Below are 16,831 nucleotides of genomic sequence, written 5' to 3'. Positions count from 1 at the left end.
TGGATTTGCAAATACGCTGTTTAGTATTTTGCTGCTTTGCCTTCGGCTGGTAGTGATTTAAGGATGAAATCACGTAAGTCGTTATTTGATGACTCAAGATCAGCATGGCGTAAATACATCATGTGACCACTGCGATAGCCTTTAAAGCTTAAGCGCTCTTTCATTTTGCCGCTTGGATCTAACTGCCACATTGTGTATTTAGCATCAAAGTAGTTTGTTGCACCGTCGTAGTAGCCAGATTGAATCATCACGTTTAAGTATGGGTTTTGTGCCATTGCTAAACGTAAGTTTTCACCTGTGTTGTTGCCTGAGCGATCCCAAGGGTGAACATTACCAAATAGGTTATATTTGATATCGGTTTTGTAGTTAAGCTCTTCACGTAGGTAATAGTTAATCGCTGGCGTGAATGAGTGTAACCATGAAGTAAGCTCAGCCCAGTAATCAGGTGACTCACCTGCATCACGTTTGTCGATACCTAAATAGCGAGAATCTAAACGGCCTACAGTTTGGCCGCGCTCGCGCAATAGCTCTTTCCAGAAGAAGTTATTTGGGATATCAAGGTTATTTTGCTCAACAAACTTTTCAGATAAACCTGCGTATTTTGCCGCTTGCTTGATAATGGCACGCTTTTCATCAGCAGGTAAGAAACCACCTTTAGCAATTGCAGGTAAGAACTTATTCACGGTGAACTGTTCAACTTCAGGGAGTAACTCGTCTAAGTCTTTTGCTTGTAAGTCTGCGCTAAGTGCTTTGTGGTACCAAGCGGTTGCAGCAAAGTAAGGTAGGCGGTTAGCAGCTTCTACAGGGCCTTCGCGCTTAATACCAATCTCAGTTGGTGATACTAAAATAACACCGTTGATGTACATCCATTGGCGATTTTGTAATTCGTGAGCAAGGCCAGATACACGAGTCGTACCATAGCTCTCACCAATTAAAAATTTAGGAGAGCGCCAGCGCTCGTTGCGAGAAACAAAGGTATTTAGCCACTCTGCTAAGTATTTGATGTCAGCGTTAACACCAAAGAACATTTTTTGTTGATCTGATTTACTTGGTAGCTCACCTTTTTCGTTTTCAAGAACACGTGAATAACCGGTGTTAACAGGGTTGATATAAACAATATCAGCCACGTCTAAAATTGAGTAAGGATTATCTTTTACGCCATAAGGTTGAACAGGGTAGCCTTCGTCATCAATTTTTAATACACGCGGTCCAGTATAGGCAAGGTGCATCCATACTGACGCAGAACCTGGGCCACCATTGAACGAAAAGACTAAAGGGCGTTTTGTTCTATCGTCTACTTTGTCGCGGGTATAATAAGTATATTGTAGCGTTGCAACCGCATCGCCTTGCTCATTCCAAACTGGTTGTGTGCCTGTGGTTGCGGTATATGAAAAGCGCTCACCATTAATGCGGGCTTTGTGTTCTGTCACCACTTTACTGTCAACGTCAATACGACGTCCATTATCAGCAAAGCTTGGAGTACTGAAGGCCAGTGTTAATGCTGTCACTGACAAGCCAATAAAACTAACAAGTTTCATGTTGATTCCTTATTATTCGAATTGCAGCTATTAAAAAGTAAAGCCAACTCGATGACAAACTAATGAGACTAGTCACCAATATTAGCTGTTAAATAAAAGAAGAAATGCAGGGTGAGTTACAAAAAAGTGCACTTTTTAGTAAAGATAGCTTGGTTAAATATTTAGCTAGATTAAAAAATGGCGTATATTGAGCAAGTTTATAAATGGTATACCCAAACCACCTCAAGATGCAGAATTCAGCGTTTCACAGGTGCTTAATATCAAGGCGTTACTTTGCAACAATGGCAGTCCCTTTTAAAAAGTAACAACGATGAGAGTAAGTGCCTGTGTAACGCCCAAAGGGTTGGTTTAAAAGCGATTTATACTGCGTTATTGATTTTAACAATAGAACCACTATTACTTGCAATCAATGCCTTGTTTAAAGCGCTTTTAATTCCAACTGAAACTCGCACCTTGAGGTGGTTTGGGTATATACACGAGCTTAAGAAAGAGAAGTTGCAATGCAAAGAGTGTTAGTTGTAGAAGACAGTAAAGTAGTACAGCAAGTGTTACGGCATTTAGCAGCTCACTACCTTGATGTAGCTGTTGACTTTGCGTGGTCCTTAAAAGAGGGCGTAAACTATATCGCTAAGCATGACTACACATTAGCTTTGGTTGATTTAACATTACCTGATGCGATGAACGGCGAAGTGGCCAGATATACCCTCTCAAAAGATATTCCTACCGTGGTGCTAACATCTAAAATTGATGAATACATTCGTCAGCAAATGTTAGAACTAGGTGTGGTTGATTACGTAGTTAAAGACAACCGTGATTCATATCACTACGCGATTAAACTTGTTGCGCAATTGCTTAGAAATCATGGTTGTAAAGCGCTAGTGGCTGATGATTCGGTGTTAAGTCGTACTTTGATGAAGCAAATGCTTGAAAAGCAGCTTTTCAAAGTAAGTGATGCGCAAGATGGTGAGCAAGCACTACAAATGCTTAAAGACGACCCAGAAATTAAGTTATTGCTAACGGATTATGCGATGCCAACAATGGACGGCTTTGAGCTTGTTAAAGCGGTACGTAACTTTCGTGGCCGCGATGACCTAGCAATAATTGGCCTATCAGGTGCGGGTAAGCATGGTTTATCTGCGCGGTTCATAAAATATGGAGCTAATGACTTTTTAACTAAGCCATTTATGAACGAAGAGTTTCATTGCCGTGTGATGCAAACTATGGAGCAGTTGTCATTAATAGCCGATATAAAAGAAAGTGCATACCGCGATCATCTAACTGGTTTGTATAATCGACGTTATTTTTATCAATATGCTGAAAGAGTATTAAAAAATGTAGAGCAAGATAACGTGCTTGCCCTGCTTGATATCGACTTTTTTAAGAATATCAATGATCAGTTTGGTCACGAGGCGGGTGATCAGGCATTAAAGCAAGTAGCTTCATTTTTGAAAAGAAAGTTTGATGATTTTACAGTTGCTCGTATTGGTGGTGAAGAGTTCGCTGTAGTATTAAACAATATGGATCTCGAAAAGGCTCAGCCTAAGCTAAATACGTTTCGTGAACAGTTAGCTGAGCACGCCTTTTCAATTAATGGTGAACCTTACTCACTAACGATGAGTATTGGTATAACAAAATTCCATAAAGTATCCCTCACAGCTGCAATGCGCACCGCAGATAAAGCCCTTTATCAAGCCAAGCAGCAATCGCGAAATTGCTTAGTTCAACTATAGTTGTGTTAATTGCACCAGAGCAGGTTAATTGTTAAAAAAATGCACCATTAGGGTGCGTTTTTTTTGTTCAAAAACGCAGTTTTGTTTTTAACTTATTGAAAGGATTAAATAAAAAATAGTGGCATAAAGGTTGGATTGTATAAGTCAACAGGATAACAATAAGCGTCCGAAGGGGGCCACTATGAAAATGATTAGTGCAATAATAAAGCCATTCAAACTTGATGATGTGCGTGAAGCATTGGCTGATTTAGGCATTGAGGGGATGACAGTTGTCGACGTTAAAGGCTTTGGCCGTCAACGTGGTCATACTGAGCTATATCGTGGAGCTGAATACCAAGTCGATTTTATTCCAAAGATCAAACTTGAAATTGCAACTCGTAGCGAAAATTGTCAACGCGTTGTTGAAACCATCACAAAAATTGCTTCAACAGGCAAAATTGGTGACGGCAAAATTTTTGTTTACGACTTAGACCAAATCGTTCGTATCCGTACGGGCGAACTTGATGAAGAAGCAATTTAAGGGGGAATTATGGAAAACACTATCGTAGAGTTGAAGTTCTCACTCGACACTTTTTACTTTTTGATGTCGGGTGTTTTAGTAATGTGGATGGCGGCTGGTTTCGCTATGCTTGAAGCAGGTTTAGTTCGTGCAAAAAATACAACAGAAATTCTAACTAAAAACGTTGCACTATTTTCTATTGCTTGCACTATGTTTTTATTAGTGGGTTACAACATCATGTATGTTGATAACGCAGAAGGTGGTTTCATCCCTTCATTTGGCGCATTAATCGGCACGCAAGCTGCTGATGCTGATCACTCTTTAGAGTCTGATTTCTTCTTCCAAGTTGTGTTTGTAGCAACAGCTATGTCAATCGTATCTGGTGCGGTTGCTGAGCGTATGAAGTTATGGGCATTCTTAATTTTTACTGTTATTTTAACCGGTTTCATCTACCCAATCGAAGGTTACTGGACTTGGGGCGCGGGCTTTTTATCAGAAATGGGCTTTGTTGACTTCGCTGGTTCTGCAATCGTTCACGGTGCAGGTGCTGCGGCAGCGCTAGCAGGTGTGCTTTTCTTAGGTGCTCGTAAAGGTAAATACGGTAAAAATGGTGAAATCTACCCAATTCCTGGTTCTAACTTACCGTTAGCAACATTGGGTACATTAATTCTTTGGATGGGTTGGTTCGGCTTCAACGGTGGTTCGCAACTACTTGTTTCTGATGCTGAAAACGCAACAGCAGTTGGCAAAATCTTTTTAAACACTAACGCAGCAGCAGCGTGTGGCGCAATCGCAGCACTATTTGTATGTAAAGTGTTATGGGGTAAAGCTGACTTAACAATGGTTCTAAATGGTGCATTAGCAGGTCTGGTAACGATTACTGCTGAGCCAGCATCACCAACACCATTACTTGCTTGTTTACTTGGTCTATTAGGTGGCTCACTGGTTGTATTTAGCATCGTTGCACTTGATAAAGCGAAAATCGATGACCCTGTAGGTGCTATCTCTGTACACGGTGTGTGTGGTGCATTAGGTATTATGCTAGTGCCACTTTCAAACTCTGATGCAACCTTTGTTAATCAATTAATTGGCTTAGTATGTATCTTAGGATTTGTATTCATCGCGTCATCAATCGTATGGGCAATCCTGAAAAATACCATGGGTATCCGTGTTACCGAAGAAGAAGAACTAAACGGTATGGATCAACATGACTGTGGTATTGATGCTTACCCTGAGTTTGTTTCAGTTCGCAGTAACTAATCTTAGTGCGTGCAATAGCACGCACATAAAAATATCATTGTGTGTTCAAATCGAAGCTCTACTTAGGTAGGGCTTTTTTGCGTTTAAATAAGTCTTTTCTGATAGGCGAAATAGTCGTTTTTTGACTATGCTTTTAATTCTGAATTAATAAGGAAAAACGATGGATAACAAACTCTTGCTTATAATTATTTCGCTGTTTTTACCACCTGTAGCGGTATTTTTGAAAGCGGGTGCTGGTAAAGACTTAGTAATTAACATTATTTTATGCTTTATCTTTTTTATACCTGCTGTGATCCACTCACTCTGGTTGTGTACACGCTAGTCGAGTTTAAGTGACTGTTAATTTTACAGGTGTTAGTATTGTGCTGTTTAGGGCTTAATCCTGTAAAATTAACTGACCAATAGCGAACTCAATGGCTGATAAAAAAACTCCTGCAAAAAAGTCGTCTAGCAAACCTAAAGCGGCATCAAAAAAAACTACTACTAAGCGCTCACGCACATCTCAAGTGCCTGCTAAAACAAGTTTATTGAGAAAACTTTGGTCAATTTTTTGGAAGCTTTCACTCGCAGTAATAGTTGCCATGGTGCTGTATCTAATTTATTTAGATGCAAAAATCACTCGCCAATTTGAAGGCAATAAATGGCAGTTACCTGCACAAGTATATGCCCGCGCAATGAGCTTTTATCCCGGGCAGTATTTGTCTCAGCAAGAGGTTATTTGGGAGTTAAACCGTTTAAATTACTCATCTGTAAACAAGCTAAGCCGTACAGGTCAGTATGTTAAATCGGCTAACAGTATTAAAGTGTACCGTCGCGAGTTTGAGTTTTATGATGGCCTTGAAGATGCACACGTTATTGAGCTGCGTTTTTCAGGGCAGAAATTAGCAACTATCAAAGATAAGTTTGGCCGCCGTTTAAACAATGCTCGATTAGAGCCGGTTCAAATAGCTCGCATTGGTAATGATTCAAAACAAGACCGCGAGTTTGTACCGCTTGATAAATTTCCGCCGATGCTAAAAGATACCTTGCTGGTGGTTGAAGATCGCAATTTCTATCAACACCATGGTGTATCTGTGTGGTCAATTATGCGCGCTTTATACAGCAATATTAAAGCCGGACGTACAGTGCAAGGGGGCAGTACTTTAACCCAGCAATTAGCAAAGAATATATACCTTACCCGTGAGCGTTCACTGGTGCGTAAGTTTAATGAAGCGCTTATTGCCTTGATATTAGATTACCGCTACAGCAAAGATGAAATATTAGAAGCCTACCTGAATGAGGTGTATTTAGGTCAGTCTTATAATCAAGGCGTGCATGGTATGGGCCTTGCCGCTGAGTTTTATTTTTCAAAGCCTGTGGATGAGCTTGAATACGACCAAATTGCGCTTTTAGTGGCTATGGTGAAAGGTCCATCGTATTACAACCCACGTCGTTATAGTGAGCGCGCAATGGAGCGCCGTGATTTAGTGCTGCGCTTAATGGTTGAAAACAAGCTAATTGATACCCGTGAGTACCGCGCAGCATTAAAGCGCCCTATTGATATTGCACCAATGAAAGACAGCTTGCAAAAGTCGTATCCGGGTTACTTAGAATTAGTTAACCGAGAATTAAAGCGCCTGCTACCTGATCAGCAGGTGTTAGATGCTGGGGTGCGTGTATTCACTTATTTTGACTTACAAAAGCAAACGGCCATGGAAGAGTCTGTTGAGGCAAGTCTACCTTATCTAGAAAGACGCCCTAAAACAGAAGAGCTTGAGGCAGCGATGATTTCTGTTAATGTCGAAAAAGGTGGAGTGTCGGCGCTAGTTGCAGGCCGTGACGTACGTTATTTTGGTTTTAACCGTGTGCTTGATACCAAACGTAATATTGGCTCATTAGTTAAGCCAGCAGTTTATTTATCGGCATTTGAAAGTGGTCAGTTTAATGTTGCTACGTTGGTGGATGACTCACCGCTGCAAGTGACTAATGAGCAGGGTAAAGTGTGGCAACCTGAGAACTTCGACAAGCAGTTCCGCGGCCCTATGCCTCTTTATAAAGCATTTAGTAACAGTATTAATATCCCTGCGGTTAACACTGGCCTTGATGTTGGGGTTGATAAAGTAGCTGATACCTTGAAGCGTCTAGGTGTAAAAGGGCGAATTGATCAATATCCATCATTGTTATTAGGCGCTCTTGAGCTTTCAAGCTTTGAAGTAGCGCAGCTTTATACAACGCTGGCTGCTGATGGTCAGTATCGTGAGTTAACATCTATTTCAGCACTGACAGACTCAGTAGGTAAAGTGCTTTATAAGCATGATGTCAGCTCACAAAAACGTTTTGATGATGCATCAATTTACATGACTAAGTATGCAATGAAGCGCGTGACTAAAGATGGCACGGCTAAACGCCTAAATGCTCATTTCCCATCAATTCAGCTTGCTGGTAAAACAGGCACCAGTAATGACTTACGCGATAGCTGGTTTGCAGGTTTTGACCAAAATACCGTAACTGTTGCATGGATTGGTCGCGACGATAACAAGAGCACAGGTTTAACGGGCAGTGTTGGCGCACTAGAGGCCTACATTCGTTACCTTAAACCACTCAACCCTGAAGCTATAGCAGATACTCGTCCGGCTTCTATTCGTTGGGCATTCATTAATGAAGAAACCGGCCTGCAAGCGCCTCCGGGTTGCGGCAAAGTGGTGCAGCTACCCATACGTGCAAGCGAGTTTGAGCCTAGACCTAATTGTCAGCGCTAAACTTGGCCATTGAATCATTTAGCTCAACACAGAGTTGAGCTAAATTTTGTACGCTATTCATTGCCATAAGTGCGCTTTTCTCTGTGTCTCTGGCAAGTTCACTGACATCTTCAGCGTGGTGTAAAGCGTTTTGAATTGCAGTGCCTTGCTGATTGACTTGAACTGCTATTTGCTTTCCTTGCATGCCAATATCAGACATTGATGCTGCGACAGCTAATAAATTATTTTTAGTGTGCTCTGCACTTTGTGAACCTTGTTCCATCTTCTCTACGCTTGCTTGCATTTTATCTTGTGTTAGCTTTGTTGCGGATTGAAGTGAATTAATAATTTGGTGGATCTCATGAGTTTGTTGTTGAGTGCGTTTTGCAAGGGTTCTTACTTCATCTGCAACAACCGCAAAGCCTCGGCCTTGTTCACCAGCTCTAGCTGCTTCTATCGCAGCATTCAAAGCTAGTAGGTTGGTTTGCTCGGCAATTTCATTTATACCATTACTCACGCTACTAATCGCTTGGCTGTCTTTAGCAAGTAACTCTAAGGCAGCAAGACCCTCGTTGAACTCTTGTTGTAAATGACTCATGTGCGTGGCTAAATGTGCGCTTTCATCAGCACCTTTTTGTACTTTTTTGGCTGCAGATGAAGCTAAATCAACGGCTTGAGAGGCAGACACCTCGACATGTTCGGCAGCTTGGCTCATTTCTGATAAAGCTTGGCTAATAGTTGACACACTTTGTTGCTGAACTTGTACATCTTGACTGGTTTTTTCAGAGTGACTCGTCACTGTATCTGTGGTTGTTATGACACTGTTCGTAGTGTGCTTGACTTCATTTACCATCAAAGAAAATGATGCCAATACATGATTAAACTCTTTTCCTATTGAGGTTAACTCATCTTTACCTGTTAACTTTAAACGCGCAGAGATATTACCTTGCGCGGCACTGTTAGCGGTTTCTGAAAAAAGCTTTAGGGTATCAACTACTAAGCGATAAAATCCAAGCATCAAGTAACTGGCTATTATTAAAGATAATAGAGCCGCAGCGATAACAAGGTACAAAATGAATTGTTCATTGTTTAGCTTATAACTAATGATACTCGTAAGGGCTGGCTCAGTGTCAGCAATGTACTCATCTATACTTTGGTTTAAATTCGCTTTAAGGCTCAAAAATTGTGCTTTGCTTAATTCTATCGTATCAGGCTCCAACAGCCTTTGGTTAACTTGTTGCGAGAACTGAGATATGTTTTCTAGTAATGTTTCAGCACTTGGAGATAGTTGCTCTTTTATTTTATTGTCTTGTTGGAAGGCGATGGATAACGCATCTTTAAATTGCCCAGATAACTGGGGCATCGCTTTAATTTGGTTTGATAAAGCAATAAAGCTTTCTGGCGTAAACTTACCTTGATTTAATACTTTTTCAGCACTTTGGTAGGTGCTATTAAGATGGTAAATCAAGTTAGGCAAATGGGTGACTAAAGTACGATTTAAGTAATTAATGGTGAGGTTTTGACTAACAGCTAATTGCGACTCAATTGATACTGTTTCAAGTATGTTTTCTTCACTCGATGCATTGTGAGCATAACCTAAAGTTTGGGCGGAATTCAGCATGTCTTGTTGCTTGTTATCGACAAGATACGATAACAGCAAGCGGTAACTACTGATGCCTTTGTATTGTTGTTTTGAAACTTGGATATTTTCATTTAACAGACTGATTAGAAAAAATAAGCTCAGACACAGAGGAAAAACTAATAAACTAAACAATAAAGTAATTTTATGTTTGTACTTAAGTTGTGCCATTAAATTAACAGCAGGTATTATGAGTCTATTCACAGTTTTCTCGCTAAACAATACTAGTATAAAAAGAATAGACCGAAAAATAAGATATTTTCATTCAAATAAAAAAAGCCCTCACACTTTCATGTGAGGGCTTTTTCAAAATAATAGCTTTTTACAGCTTCGCGAATGCGCGCTCTGAGGCTGCAATGGTGTCGTTGATCTCTTTTTCAGAGTGTTCAGCGCACACAAAGCCTGCTTCAAACGCCGAAGGAGCGAGATAAACACCTTCTTCTAGCATTAAGTGGAAGAACTTTTTGAAGCGTTCTAAATCACACTCAGTCGCTTGTTGGTAGCTAGTTACTTTTTCTTTATCAGTAAAGAAGAAACCGTACATACCACCTGCGTAGTTTGTTGTAAGTGCAATACCTGCTTTTTTCGCAGCGGCTTCAAAGCCTTCACAAATTGCTTTGCTCTTTGCTTCAAGCTCGTCGTGCAGGCCGTCAGCACTTAAAAGTTCTAAAGATTTTAAACCGGCAGCCATGGCAATTGGGTTACCTGATAATGTGCCCGCTTGATAAACTGGACCAACAGGTGCGATGTAATCCATGATTTCTTTCTTACCGCCAAATGCACCCACAGGCATACCGCCACCGATCACTTTACCTAAACAGGTTAGGTCTGGTTTGATGTTGTAGTAAGCTTGTGCGCCACCTAAAGCAACACGGAAACCTGTCATTACTTCATCAAAAATAAGCACAGATTTGTATTCATCACACACCTCACGCAGACCTTCTAAGAAGCCTGGTACAGGTGGAATACAGTTCATGTTGCCAGCAACTGGCTCAACGATGATACAAGCAATTTCGTCAGCATATTTTGCGAAAATTGCTTTTACTTCATCAAGGTTATTAAACGACACAGTTAATGTGTGCTTAGCAAAGTCTTCAGGAATACCTGGTGAGTTTGGTACACCCATAGTCAGTGCGCCTGAGCCTGCTTTTACTAGTAGTGAGTCTGCATGACCGTGGTAACAGCCTTCAAACTTTAAGATTTTGTCACGGCCAGTGAAACCACGTGCTAAGCGAATTGCACTCATTGTTGCCTCAGTACCTGAGCTTACCATACGTACTTTTTCGATTGATGGTACTAGCTCTTTTACTTTTTCGGCCATTAAGATTTCAGTTTCGGTTGGCGCACCATAGCTTAAGCCATTTTCTACGGCTTCTAATACCGCTTGCTTAATAGCTGGGTGGTTATGGCCCATGATCATGGGTCCCCATGAACCAACGTAATCGATATAACGGTTACCATCAGCATCAAAGGTAAAAGGGCCTTCAGCTTTAGTGATGAATAAAGGAGTACCGCCAACGCCATTGAAGGCACGAACTGGTGAGTTAACACCGCCTGGGATTGATTCTTGCGCGCGATTAAAAAGATCTTGGCTAATTGTCATGAATAGTCCTATTGGGTTGTCACGTTAAATGAGTTGGTTTGCGAGGGCTCAAAGAGCCCAAAACGAAGCAAGTTAGCTATTACGTTTACGGCTAAACCAAGGCACGTCGACTTCATATTGCTCAACTTTGTCGGCAACATCTAAGGTTAGAGCAAACAACGCCATGCGAATTAACACGCCATTTTGCACTTGGCGGAAAATTGCTAGGTTGTCGTTGCTATTTAAATCGTTATCTAGCTCGTTTGCCTCTAAACGGCTGTCACGAGGGAGCGGGTGCATCAATACTGAGTTTGGCTTACAGTGTGCGTTGTAAATTGCTTGGCTGATACGGAAACCACCACGGTATTTGTTAGCTTCTTCTTGTGAAGGGAAGCGTTCTTCTTGGATACGGGTTTGATACACAATATCGGCCGCCAAGTTGCCTTCCATCTTATCGACTACTTGAATTTTATGACCTGCGTTATCTACAGCATCTAAAATGTATTCTGGCATTTGTAAGCCATCAGGTGCCACCATAGAGAACTTAACGTCTTTATAATGACAAAGTAATTTAGATAAAGAGTGCACAGTACGGCCATATTTTAAATCACCTACTAGGGCAATGTGCATACCGTCGATGCTTTGGTTGAAGCGACCTAGTTCACGCTCAATTGTTAGTAAGTCCAGTAGGGCTTGTGTTGGGTGCTCATTTGGGCCGTCACCGCCATTAATCACTGGCACGTCACACCCAGTGGCAAACTCAGCAACAGATCCTGCGTCAGGGTGGCGCATTGCGACTGCATCTGCATACGCTGAGATAACGCGAGCGGTATCATACAAAGATTCACCTTTTGCAAGCGCCGAGCTTTGCATACCTGTTGTTTCACGAACCAAACCACCTAGTAAGTTAAATGCTGTACCAAAACTTACGCGAGTACGCGTGCTTGGTTCAAAGAACAAGTTCGCTAAAATTGCGCCCTCTAAAACATTGGTGCGCTTTTGCTTTTTAGCATAAGGCTCCATTTTCTTAGCAACTGCAAAAATACGTTCAATACAATCTCGATCAAGCTGATTGACCGACAGGATATTTTCACCTTGGAAACTTAGCATGGGGTTTGTTCCTAATCATATTTATAGGGCGCTGGCACTCGGTATGGGAGGCCGCATAAATTTGCGCAGTACTATAGCAAATTTTTAACGTTCACAGCAGCAAATTATAAGTTAGGTTTAATAATTGCCAGTGCCACTATAGCTAAAAGGATGAGTACCGGAACTTCATTAAAAATACGGTAAAAGCGATCGCTACGAGTATTGCGATCATGCTTAAAGTCAGCCAGTAATTTAAAGCAATAGCCATGATAAATATAAAGGATAATTACTAACACCAGTTTGTAGTGCAGCCACATGCTGTATCTAAACCAATCACGACCATATTCAAAAATGGTCAGTAAGCCAAATACCAATGTTAAAACGGCAAACGGCGTCACAAAAAACAGTAAGCGGCGTTCCATTACTTTCAGCATTGAGTTACAGGCTTTTTCTTCACTCATTGCGTGGTAAACAAAAAGACGTGGCAGGTAAAAAATACCGGCAAACCAAGCAATCATAAAAAATACGTGGAAGGTTTTATAAACTAATAGCGCAGTCATTTAAGCATCCATTTTAATTGTTATAACAAACTATTGCGTATGGTAAGAATATGTCTGATTTGGTCCCAACGCAAAAGGCCCATAATCTGTTGGTTATCAAGTAGGTTGTAAATATACACCGCACCGCTGCGTTTATCTTTTAGTAAGTCAAAAGCATCGGCTAATGTTGCTTGGCTACTAAGGCCGGCAAGGCTGACATATTTGATGTTACTTTCTTGGTCAGACATCAAACTTAAATCATATTCAGCAAGACGATAGCCATTCTCTTCATCATGAACAATCAGCGGGGTTTGGCTATCAAGGGCATCGAGCGATTCTTTAATTTGTTGTTTGTCGTCACTGTAAAGCAGTTTGAACTGCTCATCCATTTCATCCATCACGCCTACTTTTTGTAATGCTTCTGTGGCAGGCGATATTTGATACTCAAGCCCTTGGAAGTCAAGTTGCTGCATAAAAATAGAGCGGTTACCAAAAAACTGTAATGCTGTGACATAAGCCGTTGAGATCACCAACATGGCTGGCACAATAATCTCGGGGCTTGAGGTTAACTCCATAACCGTAGTGAGTGCAGCAAGTGGTGCGTGTAATGTAGCGGCCAATAACCCAGCCATGCCAAGCATGCTGTAGGTACCCGTGATATCTACTCCTGGGCTAATAAACTGCGCAAAGAAGGCCATTAAGGTGCCCATTAATACCCCAAGCCCAATAACAGGGCCGATGATCCCACCCGGAATACCCAAACCAATAGCAAATAAGGTGGCGAGTAATTTGGCAATCAAGATGGTTGTTAAAAACTGCACATCATCTGGTGATTCAATAGCAATAGTGATGGCGCTCATACCTGAACCCATTGCATGAGGAACCATATAAGCAATTAACCCTGCAATTAACCCTGCCAGTAATAGGCGAGGAAACATGCTAAGCGGTTTAAAAGTGCGGATTATAAGCATCAAGTTTTGATTAAACGCATAGGCAACAGCCCCTAGTGCCATACCAAAAATGATTAAAAATGGGTAATGCCAGCCACTCAATGGGTTCATGGTGATAAGCGCAAGCTCTGAAGCATCACCAAATACAAACTGAGTGGCTAAAGCACCAGTAACCGCAGCGAGCATAATGGGCACAAAAATATGCACTTTATATTCCCTAAGCACCACCTCCATAACAAAGATAACGGCTGCAAGTGGGGTGTTAAATGAGGCTGCAATTCCGGCTGCAACGCCACAACCGGTGAGGGTACGCATTGCATTGTGTGGAAGGTGTAGTTTATCGGCCAGTAAACTGGCACCTGTTGCACCCATATGCACTGACGGGCCTTCTCGGCCCACCGAAAAACCACTGATCAAGGCTAAAGCACCACCAACAAATTGGTTAACCGTGTTATAGAGTGGCATATGACCGTAGTATTTTTTTATTCGATGAATGACAAATGGAATACCAAGTCGATAATGTTTAAATCCAGTTGAAGCTGCAAAAAGGGCAATTAATAAGGCTGCGCCGACTGGTAATAAAACACGTTCAAGAGTAGGAAGCGTAGAAAAGTCATCAGGCTTTTCTAAGAATAAGCTCTGGAAAAACATGATCGTAAGGCGAAAGAATATGATCAGCACTGCCGCAATTAACCCTGCACTCACACCAAGTAAGCACAATTGCACAGATGTTTTAGGCTTTGCTAGTCGACGTCTTAGTCTCTCAAGCCACACGCATATTTCCTCACAGCACTTTTGAGCCGCAGTTTACCAAATCAAACTCACTAAGTCGTTGGCATTTTATATTTTTATCTTCTTTTTGGGAAAATCGAGCTGATTATAATATTTAATGACTGAGCCAAGGTTATGGTTGCATACTTATCACTGTCATAGGAGAGTTATGTTTTTGCTTGTACATGCGCTCATCAGCTTTATTTAATAAGTCATCAAGTGATTTTGCATCATCAGGATATAAAGCATAACCAACACTTGCGCCTACATTTAAATAACCCACCTCAGATGCAATTGGCGTTGATATTGAGTTAATAAAACGTGTTAGAGCTCGCTCAATCTGATTTTGATTTTCTATATCAGTAATGACTATGACAAATTCATCACCCCCAATGCGAGCAACACAATCTGTTTTTCGGGCTGTTTCAAGTAACCGTTTAGCAATTTCAACAAGCACGAAATCACCAACTAAATGACCATGGGTGTCATTGATGGGCTTAAATTTGTCAAGGTCAAAGTATAAACAACCAACCTTACCACCTGTGCGTTCAACACGGTCAAACTCATGATTAATAAACTTACTTAAAGCGCTTCTATTTGCAAGACCGGTAAGATGATCTGTTTGTGCCAACATTCGTATCTGTTGCTCAGCCAAAACCCGCTTGGTAATATCAAAATTGACGCCGATCATCCGTTTTCCGTAGATTCTTCCGTCAGCATTGATATAGCGAGTTCTGCCAGAAGATAAAACGATACGAAACTCAGCATGAAATTCTTCATTGTTTAGTATCGAAAGCTTGAGCTTATTTGTAACGTCCTCATAATCATCTGGGTGTAAGGTGCTCGCCCATGTTGAGTAATTGCCTTTAAAAGATGTTTTTGGAATTTCGAACAAGGTATGCATCCAGTCATCCCAGATTAATTCATTGGTTTCAAAGTTCCACTCCCAAATTCCAATGTGTGCTGCATCTGCAGCCATTGACATCCGTTGATGTAAGTTCTCAAGATCTGTTTTTGCTTGTTTTAATTCAGTAACATCTTCAGATACATCCAGTAAGTAGCGAGCTTTTCCTTGAGCGTCTCTAATTGCGAGCTTTCTGGTTCGAAGATAATGCGTTCGACCATTTATGGTCATAGGCTTCTCAGTTACAAAAAGTGTTTCGTTACTTTTTAGTACATCCCTATCTGTTTGAATAAAATTCACGGCGTCCTCATCGCTAAAAATATCAAAGTCATTTAAGCCAATGAGTTGCTCTTTAGTTTTACCTAAAAGTTGCTCACCTGCTTTATTGACATGGCTAAATGTTAGATGCTCGGCCTCTTTTACGAACAGCATAATAGGTAAGTTATCGAAAATTGTTTGTGTAAACGCTTCTTGGTTTTGAATGTCGCTTAGGTCTTTAATAGTTGCAACGTAAGAGCCTGCTTCTTTTTTGCCAATGGAGCTAATTGTGAGAGTGATAGGAAAGTAGCATTTATCTTTACGTAACCCCTTTAATAGGCGGCTCTTATTTGTACTCACGTTTTCTTTTTTTTGCTGTGGGTCGCAGAATATCTCATCTAACTGCGATGATTGTTTTGGGATTAAAGTGTGGATATGTTTACCGATTAGGTGGGTTGGTTCATAGCCAAAAACAGGAAGAACTGCTGGGTTAGCGAATTCAATTACTCCTACATTATTAAAGCTAATAACGACATCTTGAACTGTATTCAGCACGGCTTCAAGTTTGGCTGAGAGTAAACTTCGTGCTCTAAGTTCGACAATTCCTAATACGAACAGACTTAGGGCTAATAAGACGGATATAATTAATTTTGCAAGCGCAGCGTTATCATGGCCAGATGTATAAATGGTATAATCAGTCTCAAATACAGTCATTGAAATCATACCAATGTAGTGCATGCTTGAAATAGCACTCCCCATAATGACTGCAACGAGAATGTTTATACGTGTTTGGTTTACCTCACGCTCATTTCTAAAATCATTAATCCATAGTGCAATGCCAGAAAGAACAATTGCGACTAAAATCGATAATGAAAATAACCAAGGTTCATAGGCCATGTGGGCTGGCATCATCATTGCCATCATGCCAATAAAGTGCATACAACCAATACCAGCCCCCATAAGTACACTTCGAAAAACTAGCCCTTTGCCACGCCCAATAGTGGGGGAAAGAACAATATAACTTGCAAAAACGCTTGGCAAAATAGAGATCAAAGTGACCGTGATGTTGTATTCAACAGCGATAGGAAGTTTATAGGCGAGCATACCTACAAAATGCATACCCCAGATACCAATACCTAAAAAGCACGATGCTAACAAAGTCCATACAAGGCTTTCATTTCTTAATTGAGAGCTTTTAATTTTTGCTGATAGTAAAAATGAAATGTAAGAAGCAAAGACCGCAGTAAGTACGGATAAGCAAACGAGTAAACTATCGTACTGCGCAGGGATTGTTTGCGAGCTAGTTAAGCTTGGACTAATGAAATGCAGCTTTAAATGATCTATCACTGTGATGG

12 protein-coding genes are annotated in these 16,831 nt (G+C 41.0%); 5 read left to right on the top strand and 7 right to left on the bottom strand.

Going from position 1 to position 16,831, the window contains the following annotated elements; genetic code table 11:
• Nucleotides 1–20: 20 nt before the first annotated feature.
• Nucleotides 21–1,538, bottom strand: coding sequence for a S10 family peptidase (locus tag IRQ78_RS15370; protein ID WP_054554258.1), 1,518 nt, complete (start codon nucleotides 1,536–1,538; stop codon nucleotides 21–23).
• A gap of 500 nt (nucleotides 1,539–2,038) precedes the next feature.
• On the opposite strand from IRQ78_RS15370, the gene IRQ78_RS15365 reads away from it, so the two are divergent.
• From IRQ78_RS15365 to mrcB, 5 genes are all read left to right on the top strand, one after another.
• A complete protein-coding gene (locus IRQ78_RS15365) occupies nucleotides 2,039–3,268 on the top strand; it encodes a diguanylate cyclase (RefSeq protein WP_166341859.1) in 1,230 nt (409 codons plus the stop codon).
• A 181-nt stretch (nucleotides 3,269–3,449) separates the two neighbouring features.
• On the top strand, nucleotides 3,450–3,788 hold the full coding sequence (locus IRQ78_RS15360; protein WP_054554260.1) for a P-II family nitrogen regulator: 339 nt from the start codon (nucleotides 3,450–3,452) through the stop codon (nucleotides 3,786–3,788).
• A 9-nt stretch (nucleotides 3,789–3,797) separates the two neighbouring features.
• Complete coding sequence (locus IRQ78_RS15355) at nucleotides 3,798–5,027, top strand: ammonium transporter (protein WP_054554261.1); 1,230 nt, start codon at nucleotides 3,798–3,800, stop codon at nucleotides 5,025–5,027.
• Between the two features lie 160 nt (nucleotides 5,028–5,187).
• Nucleotides 5,188–5,349, top strand: a complete 162-nt coding sequence (locus tag IRQ78_RS15350) for a YqaE/Pmp3 family membrane protein (RefSeq protein ID WP_082401591.1) — start codon at nucleotides 5,188–5,190, stop codon at nucleotides 5,347–5,349.
• 91 nt (nucleotides 5,350–5,440) lie between these two features.
• Nucleotides 5,441–7,765: a penicillin-binding protein 1B gene (gene mrcB, locus IRQ78_RS15345; protein ID WP_194442618.1), complete on the top strand. Its 2,325-nt coding sequence runs from the start codon at nucleotides 5,441–5,443 to the stop codon at nucleotides 7,763–7,765.
• Here mrcB and IRQ78_RS20835 read toward each other — a convergent pair.
• The 6 genes from IRQ78_RS20835 to IRQ78_RS15315 form a co-directional block, all read right to left on the bottom strand.
• A complete protein-coding gene (locus IRQ78_RS20835) occupies nucleotides 7,749–9,587 on the bottom strand; it encodes a methyl-accepting chemotaxis protein (RefSeq protein WP_194442617.1) in 1,839 nt (612 codons plus the stop codon). The genes mrcB and IRQ78_RS20835 overlap by 17 nt on opposite strands.
• Before the next feature lie 118 nt (nucleotides 9,588–9,705).
• Nucleotides 9,706–10,986, bottom strand: a complete 1,281-nt coding sequence (gene hemL, locus IRQ78_RS15335) for a glutamate-1-semialdehyde 2,1-aminomutase (RefSeq protein WP_194442616.1) — start codon at nucleotides 10,984–10,986, stop codon at nucleotides 9,706–9,708.
• A 72-nt stretch (nucleotides 10,987–11,058) separates the two neighbouring features.
• Nucleotides 11,059–12,075, bottom strand: a complete 1,017-nt coding sequence (locus IRQ78_RS15330; RefSeq protein WP_138601777.1) for an aspartate carbamoyltransferase — start codon at nucleotides 12,073–12,075, stop codon at nucleotides 11,059–11,061.
• Nucleotides 12,076–12,179: 104 nt separating this feature from the next.
• Nucleotides 12,180–12,614 (bottom strand): CopD family protein, encoded by a 435-nt coding sequence (locus tag IRQ78_RS15325; RefSeq protein WP_054554266.1) that lies wholly within the window; start codon nucleotides 12,612–12,614, stop codon nucleotides 12,180–12,182.
• 20 nt (nucleotides 12,615–12,634) lie between these two features.
• Entirely contained in the window at nucleotides 12,635–14,317 is a 1,683-nt protein-coding gene (locus tag IRQ78_RS15320) for a chloride channel protein (protein ID WP_138601775.1), read from the bottom strand.
• 130 nt (nucleotides 14,318–14,447) lie between these two features.
• Nucleotides 14,448–16,823 (bottom strand): diguanylate cyclase domain-containing protein, encoded by a 2,376-nt coding sequence (locus tag IRQ78_RS15315; protein WP_138618079.1) that lies wholly within the window; start codon nucleotides 16,821–16,823, stop codon nucleotides 14,448–14,450.
• Nucleotides 16,824–16,831 lie beyond the last annotated feature (8 nt).

Source organism: Pseudoalteromonas simplex, from assembly GCF_015278155.1.
In the GTDB taxonomy this organism is placed as follows: domain Bacteria; phylum Pseudomonadota; class Gammaproteobacteria; order Enterobacterales; family Alteromonadaceae; genus Pseudoalteromonas; species Pseudoalteromonas simplex.
Note: the sequence above shows the minus strand (reverse complement) of the source record. Positions and strands in the feature narration are given on the sequence as shown.